Below are 22,978 nucleotides of genomic sequence, written 5' to 3' on the forward strand. Positions count from 1 at the left end.
GTAGGCTGCACTGCATGACCGAGCGGAGCGAGGTCATCGGCCGGTCGGGGCGGGGTGGCGGTAGCGGCGGAACGCCGGCCGCTCCCTGAACCCGGTCGCCGAGCCGCTCGACCAGGCAGCAGACCGGGAGGCCAACTCGATGGGCAGCGTCCAGATCGTCACCACGATCCTCGCGGCCGCCATCACCGCCGTGGCGGTGGGGCTTGCGGTACGCGCGGTCATGCAGATGCTGGCATTCATCCGGCTCGGGCAACCGATGCCGGAGCGGTTCGCCGACAAGGGTGCCCGCACGAAGAAGATGCTGGCGGAGACCGCCGGTCACACCCGCATGCTCAAGTGGGGCGTGGTGGGCGCCGCGCACTGGTTCGTGATGGTCGCGTTCATCGTGCTGTCGCTGCTGGTGCTCGAGGCGTACTTCGAGGTGGTCACGCCGGGCGGCGGGCTGCCGATCATCGGGCGCTGGACGGTCTTCGGCCTGGCCACCGAGATCATCGGCGTCCTCGGCCTGGTCGGCATCCTGGTGCTGATGGCGATCCGGCTGCGCAACCGGCCGGCCCGGCCCGGCGGCCGGTCCCGGTTCACCGGCTCCACCATGTGGCAGGGCTACTTCGTCGAGTGGGTCGTGCTGCTGGTCCTGATCTTCGGCTTCCTGATCCGGGGCTTCAAGGTCGCCACCGACCACTTCGAGTACCCGGTCTGGGCCACCCCGCTCAGCCACGCCCTCGGCGAGGCGCTCCCGGCCTGGGCGGCCGGCGTCAGCGTCGCCGCGCTCATCAAGATCGTCATCTCGATGACCTGGCTCATCGTGATCTCGCTGAACGTGACCATGGGCGTCGCCTGGCACCGCTTCCTGGCGTTCCCCAACATCTTCTTCAAGCGCGACCCGGAGAAGCCGGCCGGCTCCGGCCTCGGCCCGCTGCGGCCGATGATGAGCGACGGCAAGCCGCTCGACTTCGAGGAGGCCGACCCGGAGAAGGACCAGTTCGGCGTCGCCCAGGTCGAGCAGTTCACCTGGAAGGGCCTGCTGGACTTCAGCACCTGCACCGAGTGCGGCCGCTGCCAGTCGCAGTGCCCGGCCTGGAACACCGGCAAGCCGCTGTCGCCGAAGCTGCTCGTGCTGAGCCTGCGCGACCACGCGTACGCCAAGGCTCCGTACCTGCTGGCCGGCGGCGGCAAGGACCTGACCGGCGAGGAGAAGGGCACCGAGGAGCAACTCGCGAACGTCGACGTGCTGGCCCTGGCCGAGGCCGACCGGCCGCTGATCGGCACCGCCGCCGAGGGCGGCGTCATCGACCCGGATGTGCTCTGGTCCTGCACCACCTGCGGCGCCTGCGTCGAGCAGTGCCCGGTGGACATCGAGCACGTCGACCACATCGTCGACATGCGCCGCTACCAGGTGCTGATCGAGTCGAGCTTCCCTTCCGAGGCCGGCGTCATGCTGCGCAACCTGGAGAACAAGGGCAACCCGTGGGGCGCGCCGCAGAACACCCGGGAGGACTGGACCAAGGGCCTCGGCTTCGAGGTGCCCCGGGTCGGCGAGGTCGAGGACTTCGAGTACCTGTTCTGGGTCGGCTGCGCCGGCGCGTTCGAGGATCGGGCCAAGAAGACCACCCGCGCGGTCGCCACGCTGCTCAACGAGGCAGGCGTCAAGTTCGCCATCCTCGGCGAGGGCGAGACCTGCACCGGTGACCCGGCCCGCCGGATCGGCAACGAGTTCGTCTTCCAGATGTTGGCCCAGCAGAACGTCGAGACGCTGAACGAGGCGTTCGAGGGCCGGGAGCAGAGCAAGCGCAAGATCGTGGCCACCTGCCCGCACTGCTTCAACACCCTCGGCAACGAGTACGGCCAGCTCGGCGGCGAGTTCGAGGTGGTACACCACACCCAGCTCCTGGCCCACCTGGTCGCCACCGGCAAGCTGACCCCCGTGCAGCCGGTGGACGGCGACCTGACCTACCACGACCCCTGCTACCTGGGCCGCCACAACCGGGTCTTCACCCCGCCGCGCGAGGTTTTGGGCGCCGCCCTCGGCGGCGGCCAGGGTGGCGCAGCCGGCGCTTCCGATGCAGGCCGCGACAGCGGCCTGATCGAGATGCCGCGGAACAGCGAGCGCTCCTTCTGCTGCGGCGCCGGCGGTGCCCGGATGTGGATGGAGGAGAGGATCGGCAAGCGGATCAACGTGGACCGGGTCGAGGAGGCCATGTCCACCGGGGCGAAGACCATCGCGGTCGGCTGCCCGTTCTGCTCGACGATGCTCAACGACGGGGTCAACGGCAAGGGCGCCGGCGAGCAGGTCGAGGTCGTCGACGTGGCCAGCGTGCTGCTCCGCTCGGTCAAGCCGGAGGCCACGGCCGGGGACAAGGCGGCCGAGCCGGTCGCCGGCTGAGGCGTACGCCGGGACCGGCTTGCACCACGACGGCGGTGGCACCTGGGCGGGTGCCACCGCCGTCGTGGTCAGGAAGCGGAGGCGGCGGTGGTGGCGATGATGGCGGCGGTGATGGCCACCATGATCGCCGCCTGGGTCTCCTCGATCGCCTTCTTCGTCGCGGCGGATGCCCAGTCGCCGGCCCCGATCTCGGCCAGCCGGGCCTTGACCCGGTCCTTCGGCAGGTCCCGGAAGAGCTTCCCGTCCAGCCCGACCGCCCGGACCAGGGCGATCAGCGCGCCGGTCCGCGCGTCGACCGGGCCGCCGGTGGCGACCGCGGCATGCATCCGCCCCCGGGCCTCCGTCTCCGGCGGCGGCTCCGCGCCCGTGGGTGAGGGATACCGGGTACGCGGGAAGAGCCCGAGCACCCGGTCCGACTCCCGCCGGAGCACCCCGGCCTCGACCAGCCCGGCGAGCACCCGGTCGGGCAGTTGCTTGGCCAGCCGGCTGATCCAGTCCTTCGGTTTGCGGCGCTTCTGCTCCGCGCCGATCCGGGCCAGGGCCTTGTCCAGCACCGGGTGCCCGAGTGGGGTGGGGTCGACGACCGTCAGCCGGCTGTCCACCACCTCGGCCCGGCCGGCGAGGGCCAGCTCGAGCAGCACCGCCCCGGCGAGCCCGTAGTCCAGGTGCGGACGGCCCAGCCGGTTGGCGCCGGCGTCGTCGTAGGCGAGGAGCACCAGCTCGTCGGCGAGGGTGAACGCGTTCATGGCCGCCACCGTAGTCCCGCCGGGCCACCCTCCGGCTCGCCCGCGCTCGTACCCTGGGCGCACCCGTGGGAGAATCCCCTCCGAGGTGAGACGATCATCGATGCCCTGCTGGTCACCACGCTGTTGCCCCTCGTCGGCTTCGTCCTGCTGACCGCCGGCAACGCGTTCTTCGTCGCGGCCGAGTTCGCCCTGGTCACCGTGGACCGCGCGGAGATCGACCGGCGGGCCGGCGAAGGGGACGTCCGGGCTGTCACCGTACGCCGGGCGCTGCGTGAACTCTCCTTCCAGCTCTCCGGTGCCCAGCTCGGCATCACCATCACCGCGCTGCTCACCGGCTATCTCGCCGAGCCGGCCCTGGCCCGCCTCTTCGCCCCGCTGCTGCGCCCGGTCGGCGCGGACCGGTTCGGCGGGCTGCTCGCCCTGGCCCTGGCCACGCTGATCTCGATGCTCTTCGGCGAGTTGGTGCCCAAGAACCTGGCGCTGGCCCGGCCGATGCCGGCCGCGCTCGGCACCACCGGCCTGATGCGGGCCTTCTCCCGGGCGTTCGGCTGGCTGATCCGGTTGCTGAACAACTCGGCGAACCGGCTGGTCCGCCGGCTCGGCGTGGAGCCGCAGGAGGAACTGGCGAGCGCCCGGTCCCCCGAGGAGCTGGGCCTGCTGGCCGCGATCTCGGCCCGCGCGGGCGCGCTGCCGCCTGACACCGCGATGCTGCTGCGCCGCACCATCCGCTTCGGCGACAAGCGGGCCGCCGAGGCGATGACTCCCCGGGTGGACGTGATCGCGCTGCGGGCCACCGCCACGGTCGCCGAGCTGCTGGACCTGTCCCGGCAGACCGGCCGTACCCGGTTTCCCGTCTACGAGGAGACGCTGGACCTGGTCACCGGGGTCGCCGGGGTGCCGGACGCGCTCGGCGTACCGCTGGCGCGGCGGGCGGCGACGACCGTCGCCGCGGTCGCCCGCGAACCGGTGTACGTCCCGGAGAGCCTCGACCTCGACGGCGTGCTCGCGGCCCTGAAGGCGGCCGACGCGGACCTGGCCGTCGTGGTCGACGAGTACGGCGGCACCGACGGCGTGGTCACCGTGGAGGACCTGGTCGAGGAGCTGGTCGGCGAGATCGCCGACGAGTTCGACCCGGACGCGGTGGCCGACCTCGGGCCGGTCGAGCTGACCGTGCCGGGCGGCGAGCGCACCGTCCTGGTGGACGGCGTGCTGCGCGAGGACGAGTTGGCCGAGCAGACCGGCTTCCGGCTGCCCGAGGGGCCGTACGAGACCCTGGCCGGCTTCCTGATGGCCCGGCTCGGGCGCATCCCCGTCGCCGGCGAGACGGTCGAGGAGAGCGGGTACGAGTTCACCGTCGTCGAGGTCGAGCGGCACCGGATCGAGCAGGTCCGGGTGGTCCGCCCCGAGGAGCTCGACGACGATGGCTAGCCTGCTGGTCGCGGTCCTGTTGCTGCTCGGCAACGCCTTCTTCGTAGGCAGCGAGTTCGCCCTGATCGCCTCCCGGCGTACGGTGATCGAGCCGCTCGCCCCGTCCTCGAAACGCGCCAAGTGGGCGCTGTCGGCGATGAACCAGATCCCCCTGATGATCGCCGGGGCGCAGCTCGGCATCACGGTGTGCTCACTCGGCCTCGGCGCGATCGCCGAGCCGGCGCTGGCCCACCTGCTGGAGACGCCGTTCGTGGCGCTCGGCCTGCCGGCCTCCGCGGTGCACCCGGTGGCGTTCGTGATCGCCCTGGGTGTGGTGGTGTTCCTGCACACCGTGGTCGGCGAGATGGTGCCGAAGAACATCACCCTGGCCGGCCCGGAGCCGTCGGCGCTCTGGCTCGGCCCGGCCATGCTGGCGTTCTGCCTGGCCACCAAGCCGCTGCTGCTGGCCATGAAGTGGTCGGCCCGGCAGGTGCTGCGGCTGTGGCGGGTCGAGGCGACGGACGCGGTGAAGACCGTGTTCACGGCGGAGGAGTTGGCCGGCCTGGTCTCCCAGGCGCGTACCGAGGGGCTGCTGGACGCCGAGGAGCACGCCCGGATCACCGGCGCGCTGGCTCTGCACAGCCGTACCGCGGCGGACGCGCTGCAGCCCTGGTCGACGGTCACCACCGTGGCCGAGGACGTCTCACCGGCCTCGCTGGAGGTGCTGGCGACCCGCACCGGCCGGTCGCGCTTTCCCGTGGTGCAGCGGTCCACCCGGCGGGTCCTCGGCTTCGTCCACGTGAAGGACGTGCTCGGGTACTCGGGCGCCAGCCGCCGGACGCCGGTGCCCGCCGAGGTCTACCGGCCGCTGGCGGTCGTGCCGCCCGACCGTACGCTGGCCGACCTGCTGCTCTCGATGCGCCGGGAGCGACGGCACATGGTCCTGGTGAGCGACGGCCGTCGACCCCTGGGCGTGGTGACCCTTGATGACGTATTGACGGCAATAGTTGGCAGCTGAATGAACACCCTTGGTGTGCAAGCGGTTGCGTAGAAGTGATTGAGCAAGAGCTCGCCTTGATTCCACCCGGTCGCCTTCCCTAATGTGGTGCACCGGCCGCTGCGGTCGTCTGCCTCGACCTTCCCCCTCACGAGGCGCCCGGCGGTCGGTTGCAAAGGAGTCCGTGCCGGTGGCAACCATGCCTCCTGATCGTCACGCCTCGAGCCAGCTCTCCCTCCGACCGATCGGAGCGCGCCGGGTCGTACGTCGTCTCCTCACCCTGGTCGCGGCCGTCGCGGTCGGTGCCGGGCTGTTGGCGGCTCCGGCGCACGCTTCGCCGTCGGTGGACGAGATCGATCAACAGATCGACAAGCAGTGGGAACAGCTCGAGCCCACCATCGAGAGCTACAACAAGGTCCGCGCCCAGCTCAAGGCCAACAAGAAGAAGTCGGCGGACCTTGAGAAGAAGATGGTGCCGCTGGAGCTGGAGTCGACCCTGGCGATGAACAAGGTCGGCGACATCGCCTCCCGCTACTACATGACGGGCCCGGCGCAGGACATCGGCGCCCTGCTGGTGAGCACCGAGCCGGGCACCCTCGCCGAGCAGCTCGTCATCCTGGACCGGCTGGCCAAGCAGCAGCACAAGCAGATCGCGGGCGTGCTCGCCGTCCGCGACAAGTACAACGCGCAGAAGAAGAAGCTGGACGCGCTGATCGCCACCCAGATCAAGCAGCGCGACGAGCTGGCGGCCAAGAAGAAGCACATCGACGCCGAGATCAAGCGGCTGACCGCGATGCTGCCGGTGACCTCGATCCGCCCGGCGGGCTGCCCGGCCATCGACGGCGTGGTGAGCAACGCGGCGCGGACCGCCATCAAGACGGCCTGCGCCCAGGTCGGTGACCCGTACGTGTGGGGCGCCACCGGCCCGAACGCGTTCGACTGCTCCGGCCTCACCCAGTACGCCTACAAGGCGGCGGGCATCTCCCTCACCCACTTCACCGGCGCGCAGTGGCGGGAGGGCAGGGCCGTGTCCCGCAGCGATGCTCGCCCCGGTGACCTGGTCTTCTTCTTCAGCGACCTGCACCACGTCGGCCTCTACCTCGGCAACGGCATCATGGTGCACGCGCCACGGACCGGCAAACCGGTCCAGGTGGGTTCGCTCAGCTACATGCCGGTCGCCGGCTTCCGCCGCGTCACCTGATCCTCCCGACCACCACGAAGGCCCCCGGTCCGCACGGACCGGGGGCCTTCGTTTCGTCCCGGATCAGCGGGGCGCGTTCTCCGCCGCCGGCTGGATCTGCACGTCGTCGAGGTTGACGTACATCACCCGGTGGCCGAACTGGACCTGCACGTACTGGAGCTGGCCGCGGACGACCGTGCGGTCATCCGGCGACGAGCCGTCGAAGGAGACGGCCCGGTAGTACTCGCTCGGCAGGACGCCGCCGACCGCGTACCGCTGGCCGGCCTTGAACGTGTACTGCAGCGGAGCGATGCCCTGGAAGGGAATGGTGGACGGGTAGGCGGCCCGCTCCGGGTAGGCCCGCCCGTACACCGGGATGGTGGCCTTTCCGGGCTTGGGGGTCACCACGAAGCCGTTGGCCCACTTCGCCGCCGGCGCCGAGGCCGGGTTGTAGAACCAAGCCTTCTGGCCGAGGTACCAGATCGCCGTCCAGTCGCCCTGGATTTCGGCGATGGCGTACGTCTGACCGGCCGAGGCGCGGGCGCCGTGGTCGGAGATGTACATGGTGTTCGGTGTGCCCTTGTCGTTCAGCCCCAGGTCGTTGACCAACGGTGCGGTCGGGCTCGGGGCGGCGCGCAGGATGACCGAGGAGGAGCCGCGCAGCGGGCAGGGCTCGGGGTCCGGCGGCGGCTTCGGGACGCCCGGCGGCTGCCGGTTGCAGCCGTAGAAGGCCGGCTTGTTGTTCGCGTAGTCCGGGTCGATGGTGACCAGGCCGGTGTGCGGCGTGCCGGTCGAGTGGAACGGCGCCTTCAGCAGGTCGAAGTAGTGCGACCAGTTCCAGTACGGGCCCGGGTCCCAGTGCATCGGGCCGACGTTCGCGGGGGCGATGCCGGGGACGTTGTCGTGGCCGAGGATGTGCTGCCGGTCCAGCGGGATCTGGAACCGCAGCGCCAGGTGTCGGACCAGCTTGGCGGAGGCCCGGTACAGCGCCTCGGTGTACCAGGTGCCGTGGCCGGCGAAGCCCTCGTGCTCGATGCCGATGGACTTGGCGTTGACGTACCAGTTGCCGGCGTGCCAGCCGACGTTTTTCGCCTTGATGTGCTGCGCGACGTACCCGTCCACCGACCGCAGCGTGTAGTGCCAGCCCAGGTAGGTCACGTCCTGAACCTGGCCCAGGCTGGGGCCGAAGTAGCCCTCGGTGTCGTGGATGATGATGTACTCGAGCTTCTGCTGGGCCGGCCGGTTGCCGATGTCGTAGTTGCCGTAGTCCCAGGTTTTGGTCTTCGGGATGTAGTACTCCCCGTACGGCGCGGGGATCCACTCGCAGGCGAGGCGGACCGGGCACTCCAGGCCGTCCGGCCGCTCGGCGCGGCGCAGCCCGAGCTGGTGCAGCCCGGACTGGTCCGGTTTCACCGTCGTGGCGGCGAGGGTCACCTGCTGGCCGTCGTCGGTGGTCCGGCTGGCGCCCTGGCTGATCTGGTCGTACACCTCGTCGGCGAAGGCCGCCGCGGCGTCCTCGGTGTCCGCGCCGGAATACCGGGCCACCGCGCCGTACCAGGCCGCCGGGTCGCTGCCGGCACCGACCGGCCCACCCAGCTGCTGCTGGTACGACGCCAGCAGCGCCGCCCCGCCGCGGATGTTGGCCGCCGCGTCGTCGCGCAGCGTCTCCTTCGACTCGCCGGTCAGGTTGGCGGCCGCGTCGAGGGTCTGCAGCGAAGCCTGGGGCAGGGTGTCCCCGGACGGCTCGGCGGCGGCGGTCAGGTCAAGGTTGAGCGGCCGGGACTCGTCGCCGCGCGGGTCCTCGTTCTCGTCCACGTGCGCGCTGGACGGGGTCGAGGCGACCTGCTCGGCGTCGGTGAGGTGCATCGGGCCGTAGCCGCCGCTGGTGCTGGGCTGGCCTGGGTGGGTGTCCCAGCGGGATTCCAGGTAAGAGACGCCGAGCAGCACGTTCTGCGGCACGCCGTACTCCGCTGCCGCGGCGGCGTACTGCTGCTGGCGGTCGGGGCTGTCGGTGGTCCCGGCGGCGAGGGGCGCCGCCGCGGTGGGACCGGTGGTCGCGATAGCGGTGGCCGCCGCGACGGCGGCGGCCAGCAGTATCCGTCTGCGCGATGGCAGGGCTGTGAGGTGCATCAAACCTCCAGATCGGGATGGGGGTCACTGCTTCCTCACCCTTGCTCCGCGCATGGCGTCCGGTCAATACCTTTCCAGATAACGATGCAGTCCGAAAGAAATCTTCACCCTCGGCGGTCGTGGCCGAGAATTTGCGTACGGAGTGTCACGGCGTCTCGGGTTGCGGATTGATAACGGCGATCTCTACTCTGTTCACTCGTCGGCCGGTAGCTTCACCGTCCAGCCCGGGTGGTGACGGTCGGACACCGCCGAGTCGCCTCCGTGCGAACCGGGGACCCAGGTACCTGGGGTGAATCCGCACCGCGGTGCGGTAGGGCGGCTCCCTTCCCGCCCGAACCCGTCAGCTAACCCGGTAGGCGGTCGGGAAAGAAGGAGTACGGAGCCCGGTGGCAAACCATGCCCCGCGGCCACCGTCGGTCCGGTCGGTCGACCGGTCGGCGGCTGCGCCGCGTCCACGCTGGTCCCGCTTCACCACCACCCTCGCGGCCCTGGTCGGCACCGTCGTCGTCCTGACCGGCGGCGCCACGGCGGCCCACGCCGACCCGACGGTCGCCGAGATCGAGCGCCAGATCGACCAGGACTGGAACAAGCTCGAACCGATCATCGAACAGGTCAACGCCACCCGCGAGGACCTCGCCGCCAAGCGCAAGAAGGCCGCCGCGCTGGCCAAGCAGATCGCCCCGTTGCAGGCCAAGGTCGATCAGGCCCTCGGGCAGGTCGGCGGCCTCGCCGTCAACGCGTACAAGGGCGACAACATCTCCACCGTCAACGCGCTGCTGGGCAGCAAGTCGCCCGGCCAGCTGGTCGACAGCCTGGAACTGCTCGACCGCTTCGCGCACCGCCAGCAGCGGCAGGTGCAGGCCGTGGCCGACCTGCGCGACCGGTTGGCCGCGAAGAAGAAGCCGCTGGACAACATGATCGCCCAGCTGGCCCGGACCGAGGCCCAGCTCGCGGCCAAGAAGAAGCAGATCGACGCCGAGATCGCCCGGCTGCAGAAGCTGCGGCTCAAGGTGTACGGCAACGGCGGTGGCGGCCCGCTGCGCCCGGCGCCCTGCCCCGCCGGCTACCCGGGTGGCCCCGCCGGGGTCGCGGTCAAGTTCGCCTGCGCCCAGATCGGCAAGATCTACGTCTGGGGCGCCGCCGGTCCGGACCACTACGACTGCTCCGGCCTGACGATGGCGGCCTGGGACAGGGCCGGCTCCTCGCTGCCGCACAACGCCCGGCAGCAGCACAACGTCACCCGGCGGGTGAGCCGCAGCGAGCTGCGCCCCGGCGACCTGGTCTTCTACTACAGCGACCTGCACCACGTCGCCATGTACGTCGGTAACGGCTGGGTGGTGCACGCCTCCCAGTCGGGCAAGCCGATCACGATGAAACGCGTCGACGACGGCCAGATCAACAGCTACGGCCGCCCCGGCTGAGGTGAAAGCAGGGGCCCCCTGTTAACGCCTGCGGTAGAGGAAGGGGCCCCTGTTAACACCGGGCCGGCCGGTCAACGGGTCGGCCAGATCCGCCAGTTCTGCCAGGAGCGGCTCGGGGTCGGGCCGCGCTGCCCCTGGTAGCGCGAGCCGTAGACCGCGGAGCCGTACGGGTGCTCGGCCGGCGACGAGAGCCGGAAGATGCAGAGCTGGCCGATCTTCATGCCCGGCCAGAGGGTGATCGGCAGGTTCGCCACGTTGGAGAGCTCCAGCGTGACGTGCCCGGAGAAGCCCGGGTCGATGAAACCGGCGGTCGAGTGGGTGAGCAGCCCGAGCCGGCCCAGGCTCGACTTGCCCTCGAGGCGTGCGGCGAGCTGGTCGCCCAGCGAGATCACCTCGAGCGTCGAGGCGAGCACGAACTCGCCCGGGTGCAGCACGAACGGCTCCCCCTCGGGCACCTCGACCGTCGAGGTCAGGTCGTCCTGCCGCGACGCCGGGTCGATGTGCGTGTAGAGGTGGTTGTTGAAGACCCGGAAGAGCCGGTCCAGGCGTACGTCGATGCTGGATGGCTGCACCAGCGCGGGCTCGAAGGGCTCCAGCGCGAGCGTGCCCGCCTCGATCTCGGAGGCCAGGTCGCGGTCGGATAGCAGCATCGCAACACCATAGCGACCGGTACGGGCGACCTGCGTGTCGGACTGCGCGCTCGTACACTTGTTCGATAGAATGTCCGCATGGCTTCCTGGTCCGAATTCGCCGCCGACGAGCCCCGCCTCGCCGACGAGATCCGCCTTCTCCTGCAGCAGTACGGGCCGGGTTTCGGCTACCTCGCCACGGTCCGCGCCGACGGCGGTCCCCGGGTCCACCCGGTCTCCCCGGTCATCACCGACGGAGGGCTCTACTGCTTCGTCATCGACTCGCCCAAGCGCCGCGACCTCGAACGGGACGGCCGCTACGCGCTGCACTCGTTCCCAGCCGAGGAGAGCGACGACGAGGCGTACGTCGCGGGCCGCGCCCGTCCGGTGACCGACCCGGCCATCGTGGCCCAGGTGGCCGCGCTCGGTCGGGCCGCGCCGCAGGTCGACTGGCGGCTGTTCGAGTTCACCGTCGACGTGGCGATGCTGACCCGGCGCGACCAGACGACCTACCTTGGCGTGAGCCGGCCGCAGGTGCGGGTCTGGCTCGACCCGCAGGCGACCGGCCCGACCCGCCGGGCCGCCGTCGCACCCGAGGCCCGACGTGGTCGCCATGGGTTCGACACCCGCCGGCCGGCCGCCTGAGCCCGCAAGAGCCGGCGCCGGCCCCGTCGTGGAACGGGACCGGCACCGGCGTGCCGTGCTGGGCTGCTACGCCGCGCGGTAGGCGTTCCACGCGGTCAGCATCCGGCTGGCCTGTCCGGGGGTGAACTCGTACATGCACGAGTCGTAGGTGTAGTCCATGAAGTTGTGGATCGGGTCCAGGCCGGGCGCGGTGCAGGTGTCCCGCCCGGTCGGGCACTGGTAGGCCGGTGACGCCTCGGCCGGGGTGTCGGAGACGCCGTCGCCCTGGCCCGAGCAACCGCCCTGGAAGGTGTGGTAGAGGTTCAGCCAGTGGCCGATCTCGTGGGTCCCCGTGTCGCCCAGGTTGTAGTTGGTCACGGTGCCGCCCGGCAGCGACTCGTTCAGCGCGACCACGCCGTCCATCTTGTCCAGCGTCTTCTTCGGGAAGGTCGCCCAGCCGAGCAGGTTGTCGCTCAGCTCACCCAGGTACATGTTCAACGTGTTCTTGCCGCCCTCGCGCAGCGTCGTCTTCATGGACCGCTCCGCGGAGGAGCCCGAGACGATCGGGTACCAGGACGGGTTGGTGACCCGGTTGATCTTCTGAAGTTGGAACCCGAAGGCGGTCGCGGCGCCGCCGGTGGCACCGCTGTAGGCCTGGTTCAGCACGCTGATCTGCTGGGTGATCATCGAGTCCGGGATGTTGCCGCCCGCCCGGGTGCTGTCCCGCTGGATGACGTGCACGACGACCGGGATGGTCACGGTCGCCAGGGGCGCGGCCCCGGCCCCGAGGCGGAACCTGGACCGCTCGGCCAGCGCGGCGGCGAGATCCGCCTCGCGCTCCCGCACCTGCGCGGCGGTCAGCTCGTTCGGGTCGTGCCGGACGTGCGCTCCGGCCTTCACCCGGGCGTTCGAGTGGAGGTCGGCCGGCGCGACGCAGCCTCCCGCCGGGGCGGCGGAGAGGGCTGAAGCGGCCGGGACGACGCCGACCGCGGCGGCGCTGAGCAGCAGCGCAAGGGTCGTCGACGCGACGCCGGCGGTACGCCGGATCAGCAGGTTGGGACGGAGTCCCATGGGCCCACCTCTTTCTGGCGGCGCGACCGGGGGTGTGTCACGCCGTGGCTGGCAACGTGGGGGTGACGCTACAGCTCATCGACTGATTTGAAAACGTCCATATGTTGCGGTCGGGAAACTTCTTCCTGACCCCGAGCGCACGGGGCGGTTCCAAGATCTTGTCGAGGTGGTTTCGCGGGGCCGGAAGGCTCGCTGGGGGTACCTGGGTGCATGGCGGCGGTGATCTCAGGTACAGTGGTGCCGCCTGCGGGTGTAGTTCAATGGCAGAACATCAGCTTCCCAAGCTGACAGTGCGGGTTCGATTCCCGTCACCCGCTCCACACGAAAGGCCCTGATCAGGACACCAGTCCCGGTCAGGGCCTTCGATGTTCCACGAGCCACCAGCGCCCGATGGGCCATCCACGGGCCACTAGCCACGCTTCTTACCGGCCTTCTTGCCCTTGCCCTTGGCCTTGTCCGAGGGGCCGGCCGCCGACTTCTTGGCCTTCTTGCGCTCGGCCTTCACAGCGTCGCTCACCGCCTGGGCGATGGCCCGATCCGCCTCTGAGGTGGCGTGCTGGTAGATCATGGCCGCCTGGGGCGAGTCGTGACCCATCCGGGCCATCAGTTCCCGGGTGCTCGCGCCCGTCCGCGCCGCGATCGTGTTACCCGTGTGCCGCAGATCATGGAAGTGCAGACCCGGCACGCCGAGCTCGCCGACCGCCGACGACCAGCCGATGACCTTGTTCAGGTTGCCGCGCCAGATCGGCCGGCCCGACGGCGTGGTGAACACCAACGCTTCCGGGTTGTCGTCGACGAACGCCGCCAGGTGCTCACGCAGCGCCGGCAGGATCGCCGCCGGCACCGACACGGCACGCCGACCAGCACGCGACTTCGGTGGACCAAGGACCATCCCGACGCCACGCACCTCCGTGAACGCCTGCCGAACGCGGACCACCCCGGCGTCGGCATCGACGTCCTGCCGTTGCAGCGCGGACACCTCACCCCACCGCAGGCAGGCGAACGTGGTCACCAGGACCAGGGCGCAGTACCGCTCGTCTACCAGCTTCGCGAGCTTGAGCACCTGGGCGAGCGTGAGCACGGGTCGCTCCGCCGGCTTCTCCTGGTCCGCGCCCGGGATCCGGCACGGGTTCTTGCGTAAGAGCTCGTCCTCGTTGACCGCCGTCATCAGCACAGCCCGCAGCAGTCGGTACGCCTTGGCGGCCATCGTCTCCGAGACGCCGTTGCCGAGCAGTTTCACCCGCCACTCGCGGATCATCGGCGTATCCAACCGGCTCAGCTCCACCCCGCCCAGGTACGGCGTGATGTGCTTGCCGAGCAGCCACCGGTACAGCCCCACCGTCCGAGGACGCAGCCCAGGGCGTTGCCCGATCCACCGCTCCGCGTAGTCGGCCAGCGTGACCCGCGCCCGCTCAGGGTCGATCCACTCCCCGCGCGTCATCTGCGCTTCCACCATCGACAGGTAGCGGTCGGCATCCGACTTACGGGTGAAGGTGTCCGGGGCGGTCCGCTCGCGCCCATCCGGTCCCGGGTAACGCACCTGATACCGGCCCGACTCACGCTTACGGATGCTGCCGAAACGCCGACGCGCCGCCATCACGCCACGCTCCGCAGGCCGGTCCACACCTCAGACACGGTGAACGGTTCCACCCTGCCCGCGTCGACATGCGCATCAACGTCCGACGCCTTGAGGCGCACGCTACGCCCCACCTTGTGGAAGGCGATCCGCCGCTGCGCGACCAGCCGCCGCACGTAGCGAGCGCTCATCTTCATCCGCGCCGCGGCTTCCCCCACCGTCAGCACCTCATCCACCGCCGTCATACCTCCCCGCTTCCCGTCGTCGTGCAGTCAGTTGCCGAAACATCAGGCGGGAGCGCAGCACGTCTCGCAGCATCGAGTTGCGCCCGCCATTGGATGCGTTCGGAGATCGCGCGTAGGACCCGGTGCCCGAGTGGCGGCACGTCCGGGTCGGTTGGCCGGGCAAGTTCCCAGGCGTGCCGGACGGTGTCGGAGCCGGCCGGAGCGGTATCGGCATCGGTGGTGACGCCGAGCAGCGCCTTGACCCACTCGCGCCGGTCGGCCCGGTGGTCGGTCAGGGTCTTCCCGGACCACTGCCGGGAGATGAGGACGCGCCGGCCGCCGATGCCGAGGGTTTCCCGCTTGTGGACCTTGTTCTTGCAGTTGCCCGGCTTGAGACCCGGTCGGGCCTTCTTGGGCTGCACGCCGTAGAGCAGCCAGTTGGCGCACCGCTCCGAACACGGCGTGTGCCGCAACTCCTGCCATAGCCGTTCCAAGTGAGCACGCTGCCGGCCCGTGGTCACGTCGTGGCAGCCGGCAGCCTGCTTGGTCAGGTACTTGGTGATGTAGCCGACGCACCGGTCTGCGTCCTTGGTGCCGGCGAGGACGCCTTTGGCGTCGACCTGGACGCCGAAGCGGACGACGTGCACGGGTTCGGCGTCGGGGTCGGCGTCGACCAGGTCCAGGGCGTCATCCCACGATGGCAGCAGCCGACCGGTGTCCGGGTCGGTGTAGCCGCCCGCGTCGGCGTCCCACTGCGGCGCCCTCCCCGGCTCGTAGACCAGCTGGTCGACCGGTGGCCACCACACCTGGTGGTAGGTCGCGGCGGCGACCTGCCGGACGAGGGCGCGGGGGATGGTGCCGCGTATGGCGAAGTGCGCGTGAGGGGCAAGCCGGCGCTGCGGTTCGACCGCGCCCGCGTATTGGACGTTCCAGCCCACGGCACGGCGCAGGTTCTGCCAGAACCGGTCCAGCAGCCGAGGGAAGTGCACCGCGTCCCAGGCGGCCCGCCGGTAGTCGTAGGCGTCGGGGTCGACCGGGGTGCCGTCGGAGTGCACGCGGCCGTAGGAGCCGAGGGTGAGGGTCAGGAACATCGACGGCCGGAACACCTGCCCGCCATGCCCTTCGTAGGTCCGCCCGACGGTGCGGTTGTCGACGGGCAGGCGGGGCAGGTCCGGGGCATCTTGCCGCCGCTTGGTGGAGCGGACGCGGCGCTTGCCGTCGCTGTCGTCCTGGTCGTCGGTGGCGTGTGGGGGTGCGGGGCGGCCTCGGAGTCCTTCGGTGGTGATCTGGGCTTCCAGTTCCCCGATCGCGTCGTCTAGGTCCGTGACCTGATCCCACTGCGACGCGCGGGCGGCTTCGTCGCGGGCGAACTCGAGATGCGCGCGGGCGACGATCAGGCCGCGTTGCGCGTCGGTGGCGGGTTGGGGGCCGGGGTCGGGTTCGTCGGTACGGTGCCAGCCCTCGCGGATTTGCTGCTGTCGTAGCCGGCGGGCACGGGTGGCGCAGGCCGGGCACTTGGCTTCCTGGGTGGCGCCGCAGGGCATGTCGATGACCTCGGTCAGCCCGGAGTCCAGGTCGGTGCGGCGGAGGCTGACGGGGCGGGTGCAGACGCCGTAGTCGCCGGCCAGGTCCTTGACGACGTCAACGGAGCGGGGCATGAGCATCCGGGCGGCCCGGGAGCCCGGCCTGGGCTCCACGGGGGTGGCGGGGTCGAGGCCGGGCAGCGTCGGGGCGATCGTCATCGGCCCACCTCCACGGCGGGGAGGTCGCGGACCCGGACGACGGGGCGCGGGTCGACGGTCGCGTGGTCGTCCCGGCGGGGGTCGAACATCGCGATACCGGCCCGGGTGCTCTTGGCCCGGTACATCGCGGCATCACCGGCGGCGAGGGTGGCGGCAAGGCCAGTGGGACTGGCGGGGGCGAGGCCGATGCTGGCGGCCACCGACACGACAGCACCGGAGGGCAGCCGGACCGGTGTGGCGATCGCGGCGGCCAGCTGGCGGACCGCGTGGACCGGGTCGGGGTCAAGGATGAGTGCGGCGAACTCATCCCCGCCGAGGCGGGCGGCGACACCGTGGACGGTGCGGAGCCGGTGAGCGACAGCGGTCAACACGATGTCGCCGGCGGCGTGGCCGTGGGTGTCGTTGACCGGCTTGAAGCCGTCCAGGTCGACCACGGCCACCCACGGGCGAGACGGGGTGAGTTGTTCCCAGCCGGCGGCGAGGCCGGCCCGGTTCGCCAGCCCGGTCAGCGGGTCGCGCAGCGCGGCGCGTTGAAGGGCGGCCAGTTCATACCGGGCGGCGGAGAGCCGGTACTGGTCCCAGCAGAACAGGACGAGCCCGCCGACCAGGAACAGGCCAGAGAACAGGTGCTCGGTCATCGGGTGGCCTCCTCGCTGGCGATGGTGGTGAGGCGGGTTTGCATGTCGGCCAAGGCGGCGCGGACCCGTGCGATCCGCTGCTGCGGGTCGGGCAGGACGTTGTCCATGTCGGCGGCGACGATGGCCCCGATACGGCCGAGGGTTTCGGCGTAGACGCGACCGCGGCTGTCGGCGTCGCTCATCGGGTCACCTCCCGGGTCAGCGGGGTGCCGTTGCGGCGGACGAACGCGGCCGATGGCACCGGCACGACCGGAGCCGGGACGACCGGAGCCGGAGCCGGGGCCGGCTCGACCGGGACCGGGGCGACCGGTTCCGGCGCGGTGGCGGCCGGCGGCGGCTCGACGGGCCGGGCGGGCGGCTCGATCGGCCGGGCCGGCGGGGTGACGGCCGGCGGGGTCGGCGCGGCAGCCGGGGCCGGTTCGTCGGCCGGGGCCGGGGCGGTGCCGAGGATGAGTTTGGACAGGCCCATGAAGGCCAGGGCGGGGACGGCGGACAGGAGCGAGCCGGTCAGGCCGGGTTTGGCCACGGCGAGCTGCGCGGACAGGGACAGAGCAACGGCGGCGACGAGTAGGAACATCGGGTAGCCGATCGGCCCGCCCGTACGGCGTCGGCGGCGGATGGTCAGCAGGGCGGCGACCGGGACCAATTCACTGATGACGGCGTTGGCCCAGCCGAACCATGCCCCGGTGCCGGGCGGGCTGTTGTCGAGGGTCCAGTTTTTGACGTGGGTGAACGACGCGGCCCCGGCGAACCCGGCCACGGCCAGGAGGATGACGACGAGGACCAGGCCCTCGATGCGGTCGGCGGGGGTGTGGGTGGGGTGGGGTTTCATGCGGCACCTCCGAGGACTTCGCCGTCGATGACGCGGAGTCGGCCGTAGGTGTGGGCCATGTCGCGGATCTCGTCGTCGGTCAGGTAGGAGAAGCGGACCCGCATCGGGGTGGGGTCGCCGTCGATGGCCACGAACCCGACACCCGGCAGGGACTGCGGGATGCGGTCGCACAGCGCTCCCCGATCGCGCATCCCCTCCCCGAGGACCAGGTCGACTTGGGCGGCTTCGGCCAGTCGGAGGCCGATGCGGGTGGGGAACAGGTCCCGGAACGGCAGCACCTCCTTGCGGGGGTCCTGGATGGCAGCGACGACGTGGACGCCGACGGCGCGGCCCTGGGACAGCAGGATCGACAGGGCCGCCTTGATCCGGTCCTTCAACTGCCGGTCGGTGAGGTAGGCGGTCAGGTTCGCCAGCTCATCGATGACCAGGACGATCAGCGGCTCGTCGGGTGTTGGCGTGTGCTGGCGGGTGCGGCCGTAAAGGTTGCTGGCGCGGTCCTTGGCGACGGTGGCGGCTTCCTCGATCAGCTCACACATGGCCGCGTAGTCCTTGCAGGCGAACCGGGCGAACATCGGCGCGCCCATGCCGAGTTCCATGCCGCCCTTGGGGTCCAGGCCCCAGATCTGCACGAGGCCGGAGGTGACCCCGGCGGCGAGGGACCGGACCACGGACCAGATCACGGAGCCCTTGCCGGAGCCGGTGGCGCCCACGACCAGGACTTGAGTGCCGAACAGGCGTAGGTCGTAGCCGTCGCCGTCTTCCCGCCGGCCCACGGGCAGGGCGGTGAACTCCGGCACTGCCGGTACGGGCAGGGGGCGGACGAGCTTGGCGAGGGGGTCACCGCGGAACAGGTGCAGCAGCACCACATCGGGCCGGCTGCTGGGGGTGGCCTTGACCTGGCGGACACCGAAGGTGTGGGCCAACCTCTCGGCGACGCGGGCGAAGTCGTCGGGGATCTGGCCGGTGACCATCCGCACCGTCACCACGTCGACGCCGGCACCGCAGCGGACGCGGCGCAGGACGGGCAGGACGGTGTGTCGGTCGAACGGGACCGCGAGTTTGGCGGTGGCCATCGCGGCGTGCCAGCGCTGGCGGTAGACGATCGACCGGTACTGGGCCAGCACCGGCCACCAGGCGAAGCGCAGAAACGATGGCCGGTGACCGAAGGCCCAGCCGGCGACGACAGCAGCAAGGGAGGCGACGAACCCGACCGGGCCAGCCCAGCCGAACCGCAGATGCAGCCAGCCGAAGAACACCGCCGGAGCGGTGACGTACCAGAAGCGCACCACGAGGACGGCCAGGCGGGCGAGGCCCTTGAGGGTCCACCAGGTCAGGGCCAGCCACATCGGGATACGGACGAACGGGGTACGGACGTTGATCGGGGCCGAGTCGATCCGCTCCCCCCGGATCACGTTGACCAGGGGCATCGGTCAGCCCTCCCCCACGGCGGCGGCGAACAGCGATGCCTGCCCCGGCGAGCCGGGACGACGGCGGACCACGCGACGGCGAACTGGCATCCGGGCCGGCATCAGCGTGGCCAGGTCGACCGGCCCCGACTCCGGGGCCGGGACGTGACGGGTCATGGTCGGCAACCACCGACCCCGGCCGAGCACGGCGCGCAGGTCGACGCGATCGGAGACGTGCGGGGCGATCAGATCGGGGTCGAGGTGGCGCAGCTTCACCACCGTCCGGGCCAAAGCTGCGGCGGCGGCGGAGATCTCCACCAGCGCGGCGACACGAACAGCGTCGGCCGGGACGGTGGTGTAAACCTCGCGGACGGCCCGGATGCCAGGGGCGGCGAGGCGCATCACGGTGCGGCGGTGAGTGCGACGGCGGGGGGCGAGGCGCGGGTTCCCAGCGATACGGGCAGCGTCAGCTAGCGTGGGCATCAACCCACTCCTTTCCAAGGAGAAGAGGTGAAGCGCGGGGCGAGCTTGGTCTTGGCGGAGTAGGCCCGCCCCGCGCATCCGAATCTGGTCAGGCCGCCTGCTTGATCGCGGCGGCTTCGGTCATGGCACCGGCGCGGATCGACCACGCCTGACGCGCCCGGCACTTCCCCGAGCCCTTGCACCGCTGCGAGTCCACGTACGGCGTCAGCGTCACGTCGGTGAACTCCACCGCCGGCGGGTAACCCGGGATCTTCGACGCCGGCGGCACCGGCTGCACCGGCGCGGCGATCTTCACCTTGACTTCCTTCGACCCGCCGAACTTGCCGGCCTCCGGGTCCAGGTCCAGGACCTTGACCACCCACAGGCGCTCGCCCGTGTCCTTGTCGCGGGCCTGGTCATCACCCTGGCCGCGCTTGTCGAAGTCCGTCACCGGCTCCACACCCAGGCACAGCGCACCGTGCGGGAACACGTAGTCGAACGGAACCGGAACCTTGATCGTGTTCGGGACAGCCATGCCCCTGCCTCCTGTTGTCGCCGGACGTCTGCCGGATCGGACATTGGGTTTGCTAGTTCGCTAGCAAACATGCAATCGACGTTAGGGCATGAATCGACGGAGCGCAAGAAGTTTGCTGACAAACCTGCGAGGATGGATGCATGGAGCCACGTCCAACAGTCGTCCCGCCGCCGATCCAGCTGCGGATCGCTGACGACATCCGCATGCAGATCGAGCGCGGCGAGCTGACGCCGGGAGACTCGCTGCCGACGTTGGCCGAGTTGGCAGAGCGGTGGTCGTGTTCAGTCGGATCCGCCCGTGCGGCGATCGCTTTACTGAAGGCTCAAGGCCTCATCAGCAGCGGACGCGGCAAGGCGCCCGTGGTCCGCGTTCCACCCCGGAAGGTGATCCGCTCGTCCGAGCGTCACCAGGTCGAGAAGGACCTTGCCGCCCGCCCCGAGGCCGAGCGCGCGGTCGTTGGCGAGGCCGAGACCAACCTCAACATGCAGATCAGCGAGCAGGAGTTCCGGTCCCGCTACGACCAAGTGGAGGCGGGAACGGACTTGGCTGACCTGTTCCGAATCGAGCCGACAGACCTGGTGCTACGGCGACGCTACGACTCGACCGACCGGACTACCGGCCTACTCCTCTCATCAAGCGTCTCCTACATGCCGGTTGCGCTCGTCAGCTCAAACCCTGCGCTGCTCGATGAGGCCAAGGAGCCGTGGCCGGGAGGAACTCAACACCAGCTCTCGACGGTCGGCGTCGAGATCATGACCATGATTGACGAAGTAACAGCCCGGATGCCCACCACGGCCGAAGCCCAACTCTGGGGCCTGCCCGACGGCGTACCCCTCATCTTCTGCCGACGCATCTCCCTGGACGCCGACGAGAGAATCGTCGAAATCTCAGACGCCGAGTACCCAGCCGACCGGACCGAACTGCGGTTCGTCACCCCACTCAAGCCCTGGCCCAAGCGCACATCAAACGGCAGCAGGCGGCCAGGGCAGCAAGGAGGAAGATCGTGACCTCACAACTAGACGCGCAGGATGAACTGTTCCTCGCAAGGGCAATCGAAATTTCGCGGCGCGCGCTGGAAGACGAGGGGAAGACCCCGTTCGGTGCCATCGTCGTCATATCGGGAGCGATCGTCGGTGAAGGCACCAGCAGCGTTGTCGAGCTGCGAGACCCAACCGCACACGCCGAGGTCATGGCCCTGCGCAACGCCGGCAGCAAGCTAGGGCGGCACCTGTTCGAAGACGCCGTCATGTACGCCAGCAGCGAGCCCTGCCCCATGTGCCTCATGGCCTGCTACTGGGCGCGCATCCCCCGCCTGATCTTCGGAGCCAGCAGCCACGACGTAGCCACCTACGGCTTCGAAGACCTCCAGCTCTACCGCGAGGTCGCCCAACCGGCCGAGCGCCGGTCACTGCGTGAAGAGGTCGCCGAAGGAGCCCTCCGGGAGCAGGCCGTCGACGTACTGCGCAAGTGGGCCGGCATGCTGCCCTCGCCGGTCGAGCCCAAGTTCTGAAGGCCATTAGTCCCATCACATGCTTGACGGATTCGTCCCGGCACATGCACGACAGCCGGCCTTGGTTACTCAGCCGTCCTGGTTACAGCCGGTGGCACCTGCGCGGCCGTGGGCGCACTCACATGCCGATTACAGGGCGTCGAACCGGTACCTGCCGACGTTCCGGACTGGGTAAGGTGCGCCGGGTGAACATGCGGGTCGACGAATCATGGCGGCGTATCACCACCTGGCTGGCGCAACACGCGCCGGTGACCGCAGCGGCGATCCGCCCACCGGCAGCCGCGGCTGAGGTCCGCCGCACCGAGGAGGCGGTCGGACATGCGTTGCCGGAAGAACTGCTCGCGTGGTGGGGGCTGATGGACGGCATCGCCGACGCCGACTACCGGGCCGGGTTCCCGATCCCCACGGTTTTCATGCCGTTGCCGGTGGTCGACGTGCGCGAGCGGTTCGCCGAACTCTCGCGATACTCCGACCAGGACTGCTGCGGTCCGGGCGGGACGCATGCCACTGTGGCCGGGCAGCGGTTGCGAGGGTTGTGTACTGCCACCGTCCCGATCTGCTGGTCTCTGGGCGGCGACATGCTCATGGTGGACCTGCGCGATGGTCCGCACCACGGCGGCATCACGGATTGGGGTGCGGTCGAGGGGTACTTCGAAACCGGATGGGCCGGAACGGCGGCGATGCTCGACGACGTCGCCGACCAGCTCGACGACCCGTCGCGGACCGAGATCGTCGAGGACGGCAGGCTCCAATGGACCTGAGGATCCGGCCCGACGGGTCTTCATTCAACATCCGCTAATGCCGCAATCCGCGCGCTACGGGAGCGTCATGACGAGTTCCGCCGGCCAGCTCCCGGACATGCCGATGACAGGATGCCTCGGTTCCAAATCTGCGCACACCCAGGCGGAGCGGAACCCGGCTCAGAGACTGTTACTGGCTTTTCGCACGCTCGCGATCGGCGGCTACCCGGACGTCGCGGAAGTCCAGGACGGCCTCCCGAGCGATGCGAATGAGCATCGCAAGATTGCCATGCGCTAGCAGCAGCACGTCGTCGAGGACCTGCGGGGGTATCTCAAGTTCGCGCGGGCCGTAGCAGTCGTGCCACGCCATGTCCGTGAGGTGCAGCAAATCGAGCGCGGCCTCGACCTCCCGGGAAGCGAACAGTGCCTCAATACGAGGTTTGCGTTCCTGACGGCGCTGCTCACTCCCGATCGCCATCGGATCTCCTCCCAACCGTGCCCGTAAGCCAACAGGATCTCCAACCACCGCTCGCGTCGGCAACGGTCGGTGGCCCTCGGGTCGAATCCCAGCCACCGAGCCACGCGTCCGCAACTGCCGCAATCCGTTCGCTACGGGAGCGTCATGACGAGTTCCGCCGGCCAGCTCCCGGACATGCCGAAATGAGGGCACCTACTCAGAGTGGGGCGCCCGCGGTTGTCGTCAGATCATCGGGACGGCGGAGGAC

The 22,978-nt window shown here is 70.3% G+C and carries 23 protein-coding genes, 1 tRNA gene and 1 riboswitch; of the genes, 10 read left to right on the forward strand and 14 right to left on the reverse strand.

What is annotated here, in order from left to right; genetic code table 11:
* The first annotated feature begins 139 nt into the window (after positions 1–139).
* Positions 140–2,383 (forward strand): heterodisulfide reductase-related iron-sulfur binding cluster, encoded by a 2,244-nt coding sequence (locus ACNAW0_RS23380; RefSeq protein ID WP_416290111.1) that lies wholly within the window; start codon positions 140–142, stop codon positions 2,381–2,383.
* Between the two features lie 68 nt (positions 2,384–2,451).
* On the opposite strand, the gene ACNAW0_RS23385 is transcribed toward ACNAW0_RS23380, so the two are convergent.
* Positions 2,452–3,129 (reverse strand): GOLPH3/VPS74 family protein, encoded by a 678-nt coding sequence (locus ACNAW0_RS23385; protein WP_416290112.1) that lies wholly within the window; start codon positions 3,127–3,129, stop codon positions 2,452–2,454.
* A gap of 123 nt (positions 3,130–3,252) precedes the next feature.
* Here ACNAW0_RS23385 and ACNAW0_RS23390 point away from each other — a divergent pair, with 123 nt between their 5' ends.
* The 3 genes from ACNAW0_RS23390 to ACNAW0_RS23400 all read left to right on the forward strand — a co-directional run bounded on the left by ACNAW0_RS23390 (position 3,253) and on the right by ACNAW0_RS23400 (position 6,734).
* Complete coding sequence (locus ACNAW0_RS23390; protein WP_416290113.1) at positions 3,253–4,557, forward strand: hemolysin family protein; 1,305 nt, start codon at positions 3,253–3,255, stop codon at positions 4,555–4,557.
* Entirely contained in the window at positions 4,550–5,554 is a 1,005-nt protein-coding gene (locus tag ACNAW0_RS23395; protein WP_416290115.1) for a hemolysin family protein, read from the forward strand. Before ACNAW0_RS23390 ends, ACNAW0_RS23395 begins: the two co-directional genes overlap by 8 nt.
* Positions 5,555–5,732: 178 nt before the next feature.
* Positions 5,733–6,734 carry a C40 family peptidase gene (locus ACNAW0_RS23400; protein ID WP_416290116.1) on the forward strand — a complete coding sequence of 334 codons (1,002 nt, stop codon included), beginning with the start codon at positions 5,733–5,735 and terminating at the stop codon, positions 6,732–6,734.
* Positions 6,735–6,797: 63 nt separating this feature from the next.
* Here ACNAW0_RS23400 and ACNAW0_RS23405 read toward each other — a convergent pair whose 3' ends face one another.
* A complete protein-coding gene (locus ACNAW0_RS23405; RefSeq protein WP_416290117.1) occupies positions 6,798–8,843 on the reverse strand; it encodes an N-acetylmuramoyl-L-alanine amidase in 2,046 nt (681 codons plus the stop codon).
* A 236-nt stretch (positions 8,844–9,079) separates the two neighbouring features.
* Positions 9,080–9,217: riboswitch (cyclic di-AMP (ydaO/yuaA leader) on the forward strand.
* Between the two features lie 12 nt (positions 9,218–9,229).
* On the opposite strand from ACNAW0_RS23405, the gene ACNAW0_RS23410 reads away from it, so the two are divergent.
* Complete coding sequence (locus tag ACNAW0_RS23410; protein ID WP_416290118.1) at positions 9,230–10,264, forward strand: NlpC/P60 family protein; 1,035 nt, start codon at positions 9,230–9,232, stop codon at positions 10,262–10,264.
* Between the two features lie 71 nt (positions 10,265–10,335).
* Here ACNAW0_RS23410 and dcd read toward each other — a convergent pair whose 3' ends face one another.
* Positions 10,336–10,914, reverse strand: a complete 579-nt coding sequence (gene dcd, locus ACNAW0_RS23415) for a dCTP deaminase (protein ID WP_416290119.1) — start codon at positions 10,912–10,914, stop codon at positions 10,336–10,338.
* A 78-nt stretch (positions 10,915–10,992) separates the two neighbouring features.
* On the opposite strand from dcd, the gene ACNAW0_RS23420 reads away from it, so the two are divergent.
* Positions 10,993–11,538: a pyridoxamine 5'-phosphate oxidase family protein gene (locus ACNAW0_RS23420; RefSeq protein ID WP_416290120.1), complete on the forward strand. Its 546-nt coding sequence runs from the start codon at positions 10,993–10,995 to the stop codon at positions 11,536–11,538.
* Between the two features lie 66 nt (positions 11,539–11,604).
* On the opposite strand, the gene ACNAW0_RS23425 is transcribed toward ACNAW0_RS23420, so the two are convergent.
* The gene (locus ACNAW0_RS23425; RefSeq protein ID WP_416290121.1) at positions 11,605–12,588 is read right to left on the reverse strand and encodes a zinc metalloprotease; all 984 of its coding nucleotides are present in this window, start codon (positions 12,586–12,588) and stop codon (positions 11,605–11,607) included.
* Between the two features lie 246 nt (positions 12,589–12,834).
* Between ACNAW0_RS23425 and ACNAW0_RS23430 the strand changes: the two genes are divergently transcribed.
* A tRNA-Gly gene (locus ACNAW0_RS23430) sits at positions 12,835–12,908 on the forward strand.
* 89 nt (positions 12,909–12,997) lie between these two features.
* On the opposite strand, the gene ACNAW0_RS23435 is transcribed toward ACNAW0_RS23430, so the two are convergent.
* The 9 genes from ACNAW0_RS23435 to ACNAW0_RS23475 all read right to left on the reverse strand — a co-directional run bounded on the left by ACNAW0_RS23435 (position 12,998) and on the right by ACNAW0_RS23475 (position 20,003).
* Positions 12,998–14,185: a tyrosine-type recombinase/integrase gene (locus tag ACNAW0_RS23435; protein WP_416290138.1), complete on the reverse strand. Its 1,188-nt coding sequence runs from the start codon at positions 14,183–14,185 to the stop codon at positions 12,998–13,000.
* The gene (locus ACNAW0_RS23440; RefSeq protein ID WP_416290122.1) at positions 14,185–14,400 is read right to left on the reverse strand and encodes an excisionase family DNA-binding protein; all 216 of its coding nucleotides are present in this window, start codon (positions 14,398–14,400) and stop codon (positions 14,185–14,187) included. Before ACNAW0_RS23440 ends, ACNAW0_RS23435 begins: the two co-directional genes overlap by 1 nt.
* 5 nt (positions 14,401–14,405) lie before the next feature.
* On the reverse strand, positions 14,406–16,130 hold the full coding sequence (locus ACNAW0_RS23445; protein ID WP_416290123.1) for a replication initiator: 1,725 nt from the start codon (positions 16,128–16,130) through the stop codon (positions 14,406–14,408).
* Complete coding sequence (locus ACNAW0_RS23450) at positions 16,127–16,768, reverse strand: diguanylate cyclase (protein ID WP_416290125.1); 642 nt, start codon at positions 16,766–16,768, stop codon at positions 16,127–16,129. The genes ACNAW0_RS23445 and ACNAW0_RS23450 overlap by 4 nt, the downstream gene beginning before the upstream one ends.
* Positions 16,765–16,950 (reverse strand): hypothetical protein, encoded by a 186-nt coding sequence (locus tag ACNAW0_RS23455; protein WP_416290126.1) that lies wholly within the window; start codon positions 16,948–16,950, stop codon positions 16,765–16,767. Before ACNAW0_RS23455 ends, ACNAW0_RS23450 begins: the two co-directional genes overlap by 4 nt.
* Entirely contained in the window at positions 16,947–17,600 is a 654-nt protein-coding gene (locus ACNAW0_RS23460; protein ID WP_416290127.1) for a DUF2637 domain-containing protein, read from the reverse strand. Before ACNAW0_RS23460 ends, ACNAW0_RS23455 begins: the two co-directional genes overlap by 4 nt.
* Complete coding sequence (locus tag ACNAW0_RS23465) at positions 17,597–19,027, reverse strand: FtsK/SpoIIIE domain-containing protein (protein ID WP_416290128.1); 1,431 nt, start codon at positions 19,025–19,027, stop codon at positions 17,597–17,599. Before ACNAW0_RS23465 ends, ACNAW0_RS23460 begins: the two co-directional genes overlap by 4 nt.
* A gap of 3 nt (positions 19,028–19,030) precedes the next feature.
* The gene (locus ACNAW0_RS23470) at positions 19,031–19,489 is read right to left on the reverse strand and encodes a hypothetical protein (RefSeq protein WP_416290129.1); all 459 of its coding nucleotides are present in this window, start codon (positions 19,487–19,489) and stop codon (positions 19,031–19,033) included.
* Between the two features lie 88 nt (positions 19,490–19,577).
* On the reverse strand, positions 19,578–20,003 hold the full coding sequence (locus ACNAW0_RS23475; protein WP_416290131.1) for a hypothetical protein: 426 nt from the start codon (positions 20,001–20,003) through the stop codon (positions 19,578–19,580).
* Between the two features lie 140 nt (positions 20,004–20,143).
* On the opposite strand from ACNAW0_RS23475, the gene ACNAW0_RS23480 reads away from it, so the two are divergent.
* The 3 genes from ACNAW0_RS23480 to ACNAW0_RS23490 all read left to right on the forward strand — a co-directional run bounded on the left by ACNAW0_RS23480 (position 20,144) and on the right by ACNAW0_RS23490 (position 22,274).
* On the forward strand, positions 20,144–21,010 hold the full coding sequence (locus ACNAW0_RS23480; RefSeq protein ID WP_416290132.1) for a GntR family transcriptional regulator: 867 nt from the start codon (positions 20,144–20,146) through the stop codon (positions 21,008–21,010).
* Positions 21,007–21,513 carry a nucleoside deaminase gene (locus tag ACNAW0_RS23485; protein WP_416290133.1) on the forward strand — a complete coding sequence of 169 codons (507 nt, stop codon included), beginning with the start codon at positions 21,007–21,009 and terminating at the stop codon, positions 21,511–21,513. The genes ACNAW0_RS23480 and ACNAW0_RS23485 overlap by 4 nt, the downstream gene beginning before the upstream one ends.
* Before the next feature lie 185 nt (positions 21,514–21,698).
* Positions 21,699–22,274, forward strand: a complete 576-nt coding sequence (locus ACNAW0_RS23490) for a hypothetical protein (protein WP_416290134.1) — start codon at positions 21,699–21,701, stop codon at positions 22,272–22,274.
* Positions 22,275–22,443: 169 nt separating this feature from the next.
* Here ACNAW0_RS23490 and ACNAW0_RS23495 read toward each other — a convergent pair whose 3' ends face one another.
* Positions 22,444–22,731 carry a hypothetical protein gene (locus ACNAW0_RS23495; RefSeq protein ID WP_416290135.1) on the reverse strand — a complete coding sequence of 96 codons (288 nt, stop codon included), beginning with the start codon at positions 22,729–22,731 and terminating at the stop codon, positions 22,444–22,446.
* Positions 22,732–22,978: the final 247 nt, after the last annotated feature.

Source organism: Micromonospora sp. SL1-18 (assembly GCF_047921505.1).
In the GTDB taxonomy this organism is placed as follows: domain Bacteria; phylum Actinomycetota; class Actinomycetes; order Mycobacteriales; family Micromonosporaceae; genus Micromonospora.

Bases quoted from the DNA above. Each gene is read 5' to 3' on its own strand.
- ACNAW0_RS23380 (WP_416290111.1), top strand. From the start codon at position 140: ATGGGCAGCGTCCAGATCGTCACCACGATCCTCGCGGCCGCCATCACC.
- ACNAW0_RS23385 (WP_416290112.1), bottom strand. From the start codon at position 3,129: ATGAACGCGTTCACCCTCGCCGACGAGCTGGTGCTCCTCGCCTACGAC.
- ACNAW0_RS23395 (WP_416290115.1), top strand. From the start codon at position 4,550: ATGGCTAGCCTGCTGGTCGCGGTCCTGTTGCTGCTCGGCAACGCCTTC.
- ACNAW0_RS23400 (WP_416290116.1), top strand. From the start codon at position 5,733: ATGCCTCCTGATCGTCACGCCTCGAGCCAGCTCTCCCTCCGACCGATC.
- ACNAW0_RS23405 (WP_416290117.1), bottom strand. From the start codon at position 8,843: ATGCACCTCACAGCCCTGCCATCGCGCAGACGGATACTGCTGGCCGCC.
- dcd (WP_416290119.1), bottom strand. From the start codon at position 10,914: ATGCTGCTATCCGACCGCGACCTGGCCTCCGAGATCGAGGCGGGCACG.
- ACNAW0_RS23420 (WP_416290120.1), top strand. From the start codon at position 10,993: ATGGCTTCCTGGTCCGAATTCGCCGCCGACGAGCCCCGCCTCGCCGAC.
- ACNAW0_RS23425 (WP_416290121.1), bottom strand. From the start codon at position 12,588: ATGGGACTCCGTCCCAACCTGCTGATCCGGCGTACCGCCGGCGTCGCG.
- ACNAW0_RS23435 (WP_416290138.1), bottom strand. From the start codon at position 14,185: ATGGCGGCGCGTCGGCGTTTCGGCAGCATCCGTAAGCGTGAGTCGGGC.
- ACNAW0_RS23445 (WP_416290123.1), bottom strand. From the start codon at position 16,130: ATGACGATCGCCCCGACGCTGCCCGGCCTCGACCCCGCCACCCCCGTG.
- ACNAW0_RS23450 (WP_416290125.1), bottom strand. From the start codon at position 16,768: ATGACCGAGCACCTGTTCTCTGGCCTGTTCCTGGTCGGCGGGCTCGTC.
- ACNAW0_RS23455 (WP_416290126.1), bottom strand. From the start codon at position 16,950: ATGAGCGACGCCGACAGCCGCGGTCGCGTCTACGCCGAAACCCTCGGC.
- ACNAW0_RS23460 (WP_416290127.1), bottom strand. From the start codon at position 17,600: ATGAAACCCCACCCCACCCACACCCCCGCCGACCGCATCGAGGGCCTG.
- ACNAW0_RS23465 (WP_416290128.1), bottom strand. From the start codon at position 19,027: ATGCCCCTGGTCAACGTGATCCGGGGGGAGCGGATCGACTCGGCCCCG.
- ACNAW0_RS23470 (WP_416290129.1), bottom strand. From the start codon at position 19,489: ATGCCCACGCTAGCTGACGCTGCCCGTATCGCTGGGAACCCGCGCCTC.
- ACNAW0_RS23475 (WP_416290131.1), bottom strand. From the start codon at position 20,003: ATGGCTGTCCCGAACACGATCAAGGTTCCGGTTCCGTTCGACTACGTG.
- ACNAW0_RS23480 (WP_416290132.1), top strand. From the start codon at position 20,144: ATGGAGCCACGTCCAACAGTCGTCCCGCCGCCGATCCAGCTGCGGATC.
- ACNAW0_RS23495 (WP_416290135.1), bottom strand. From the start codon at position 22,731: ATGGCGATCGGGAGTGAGCAGCGCCGTCAGGAACGCAAACCTCGTATT.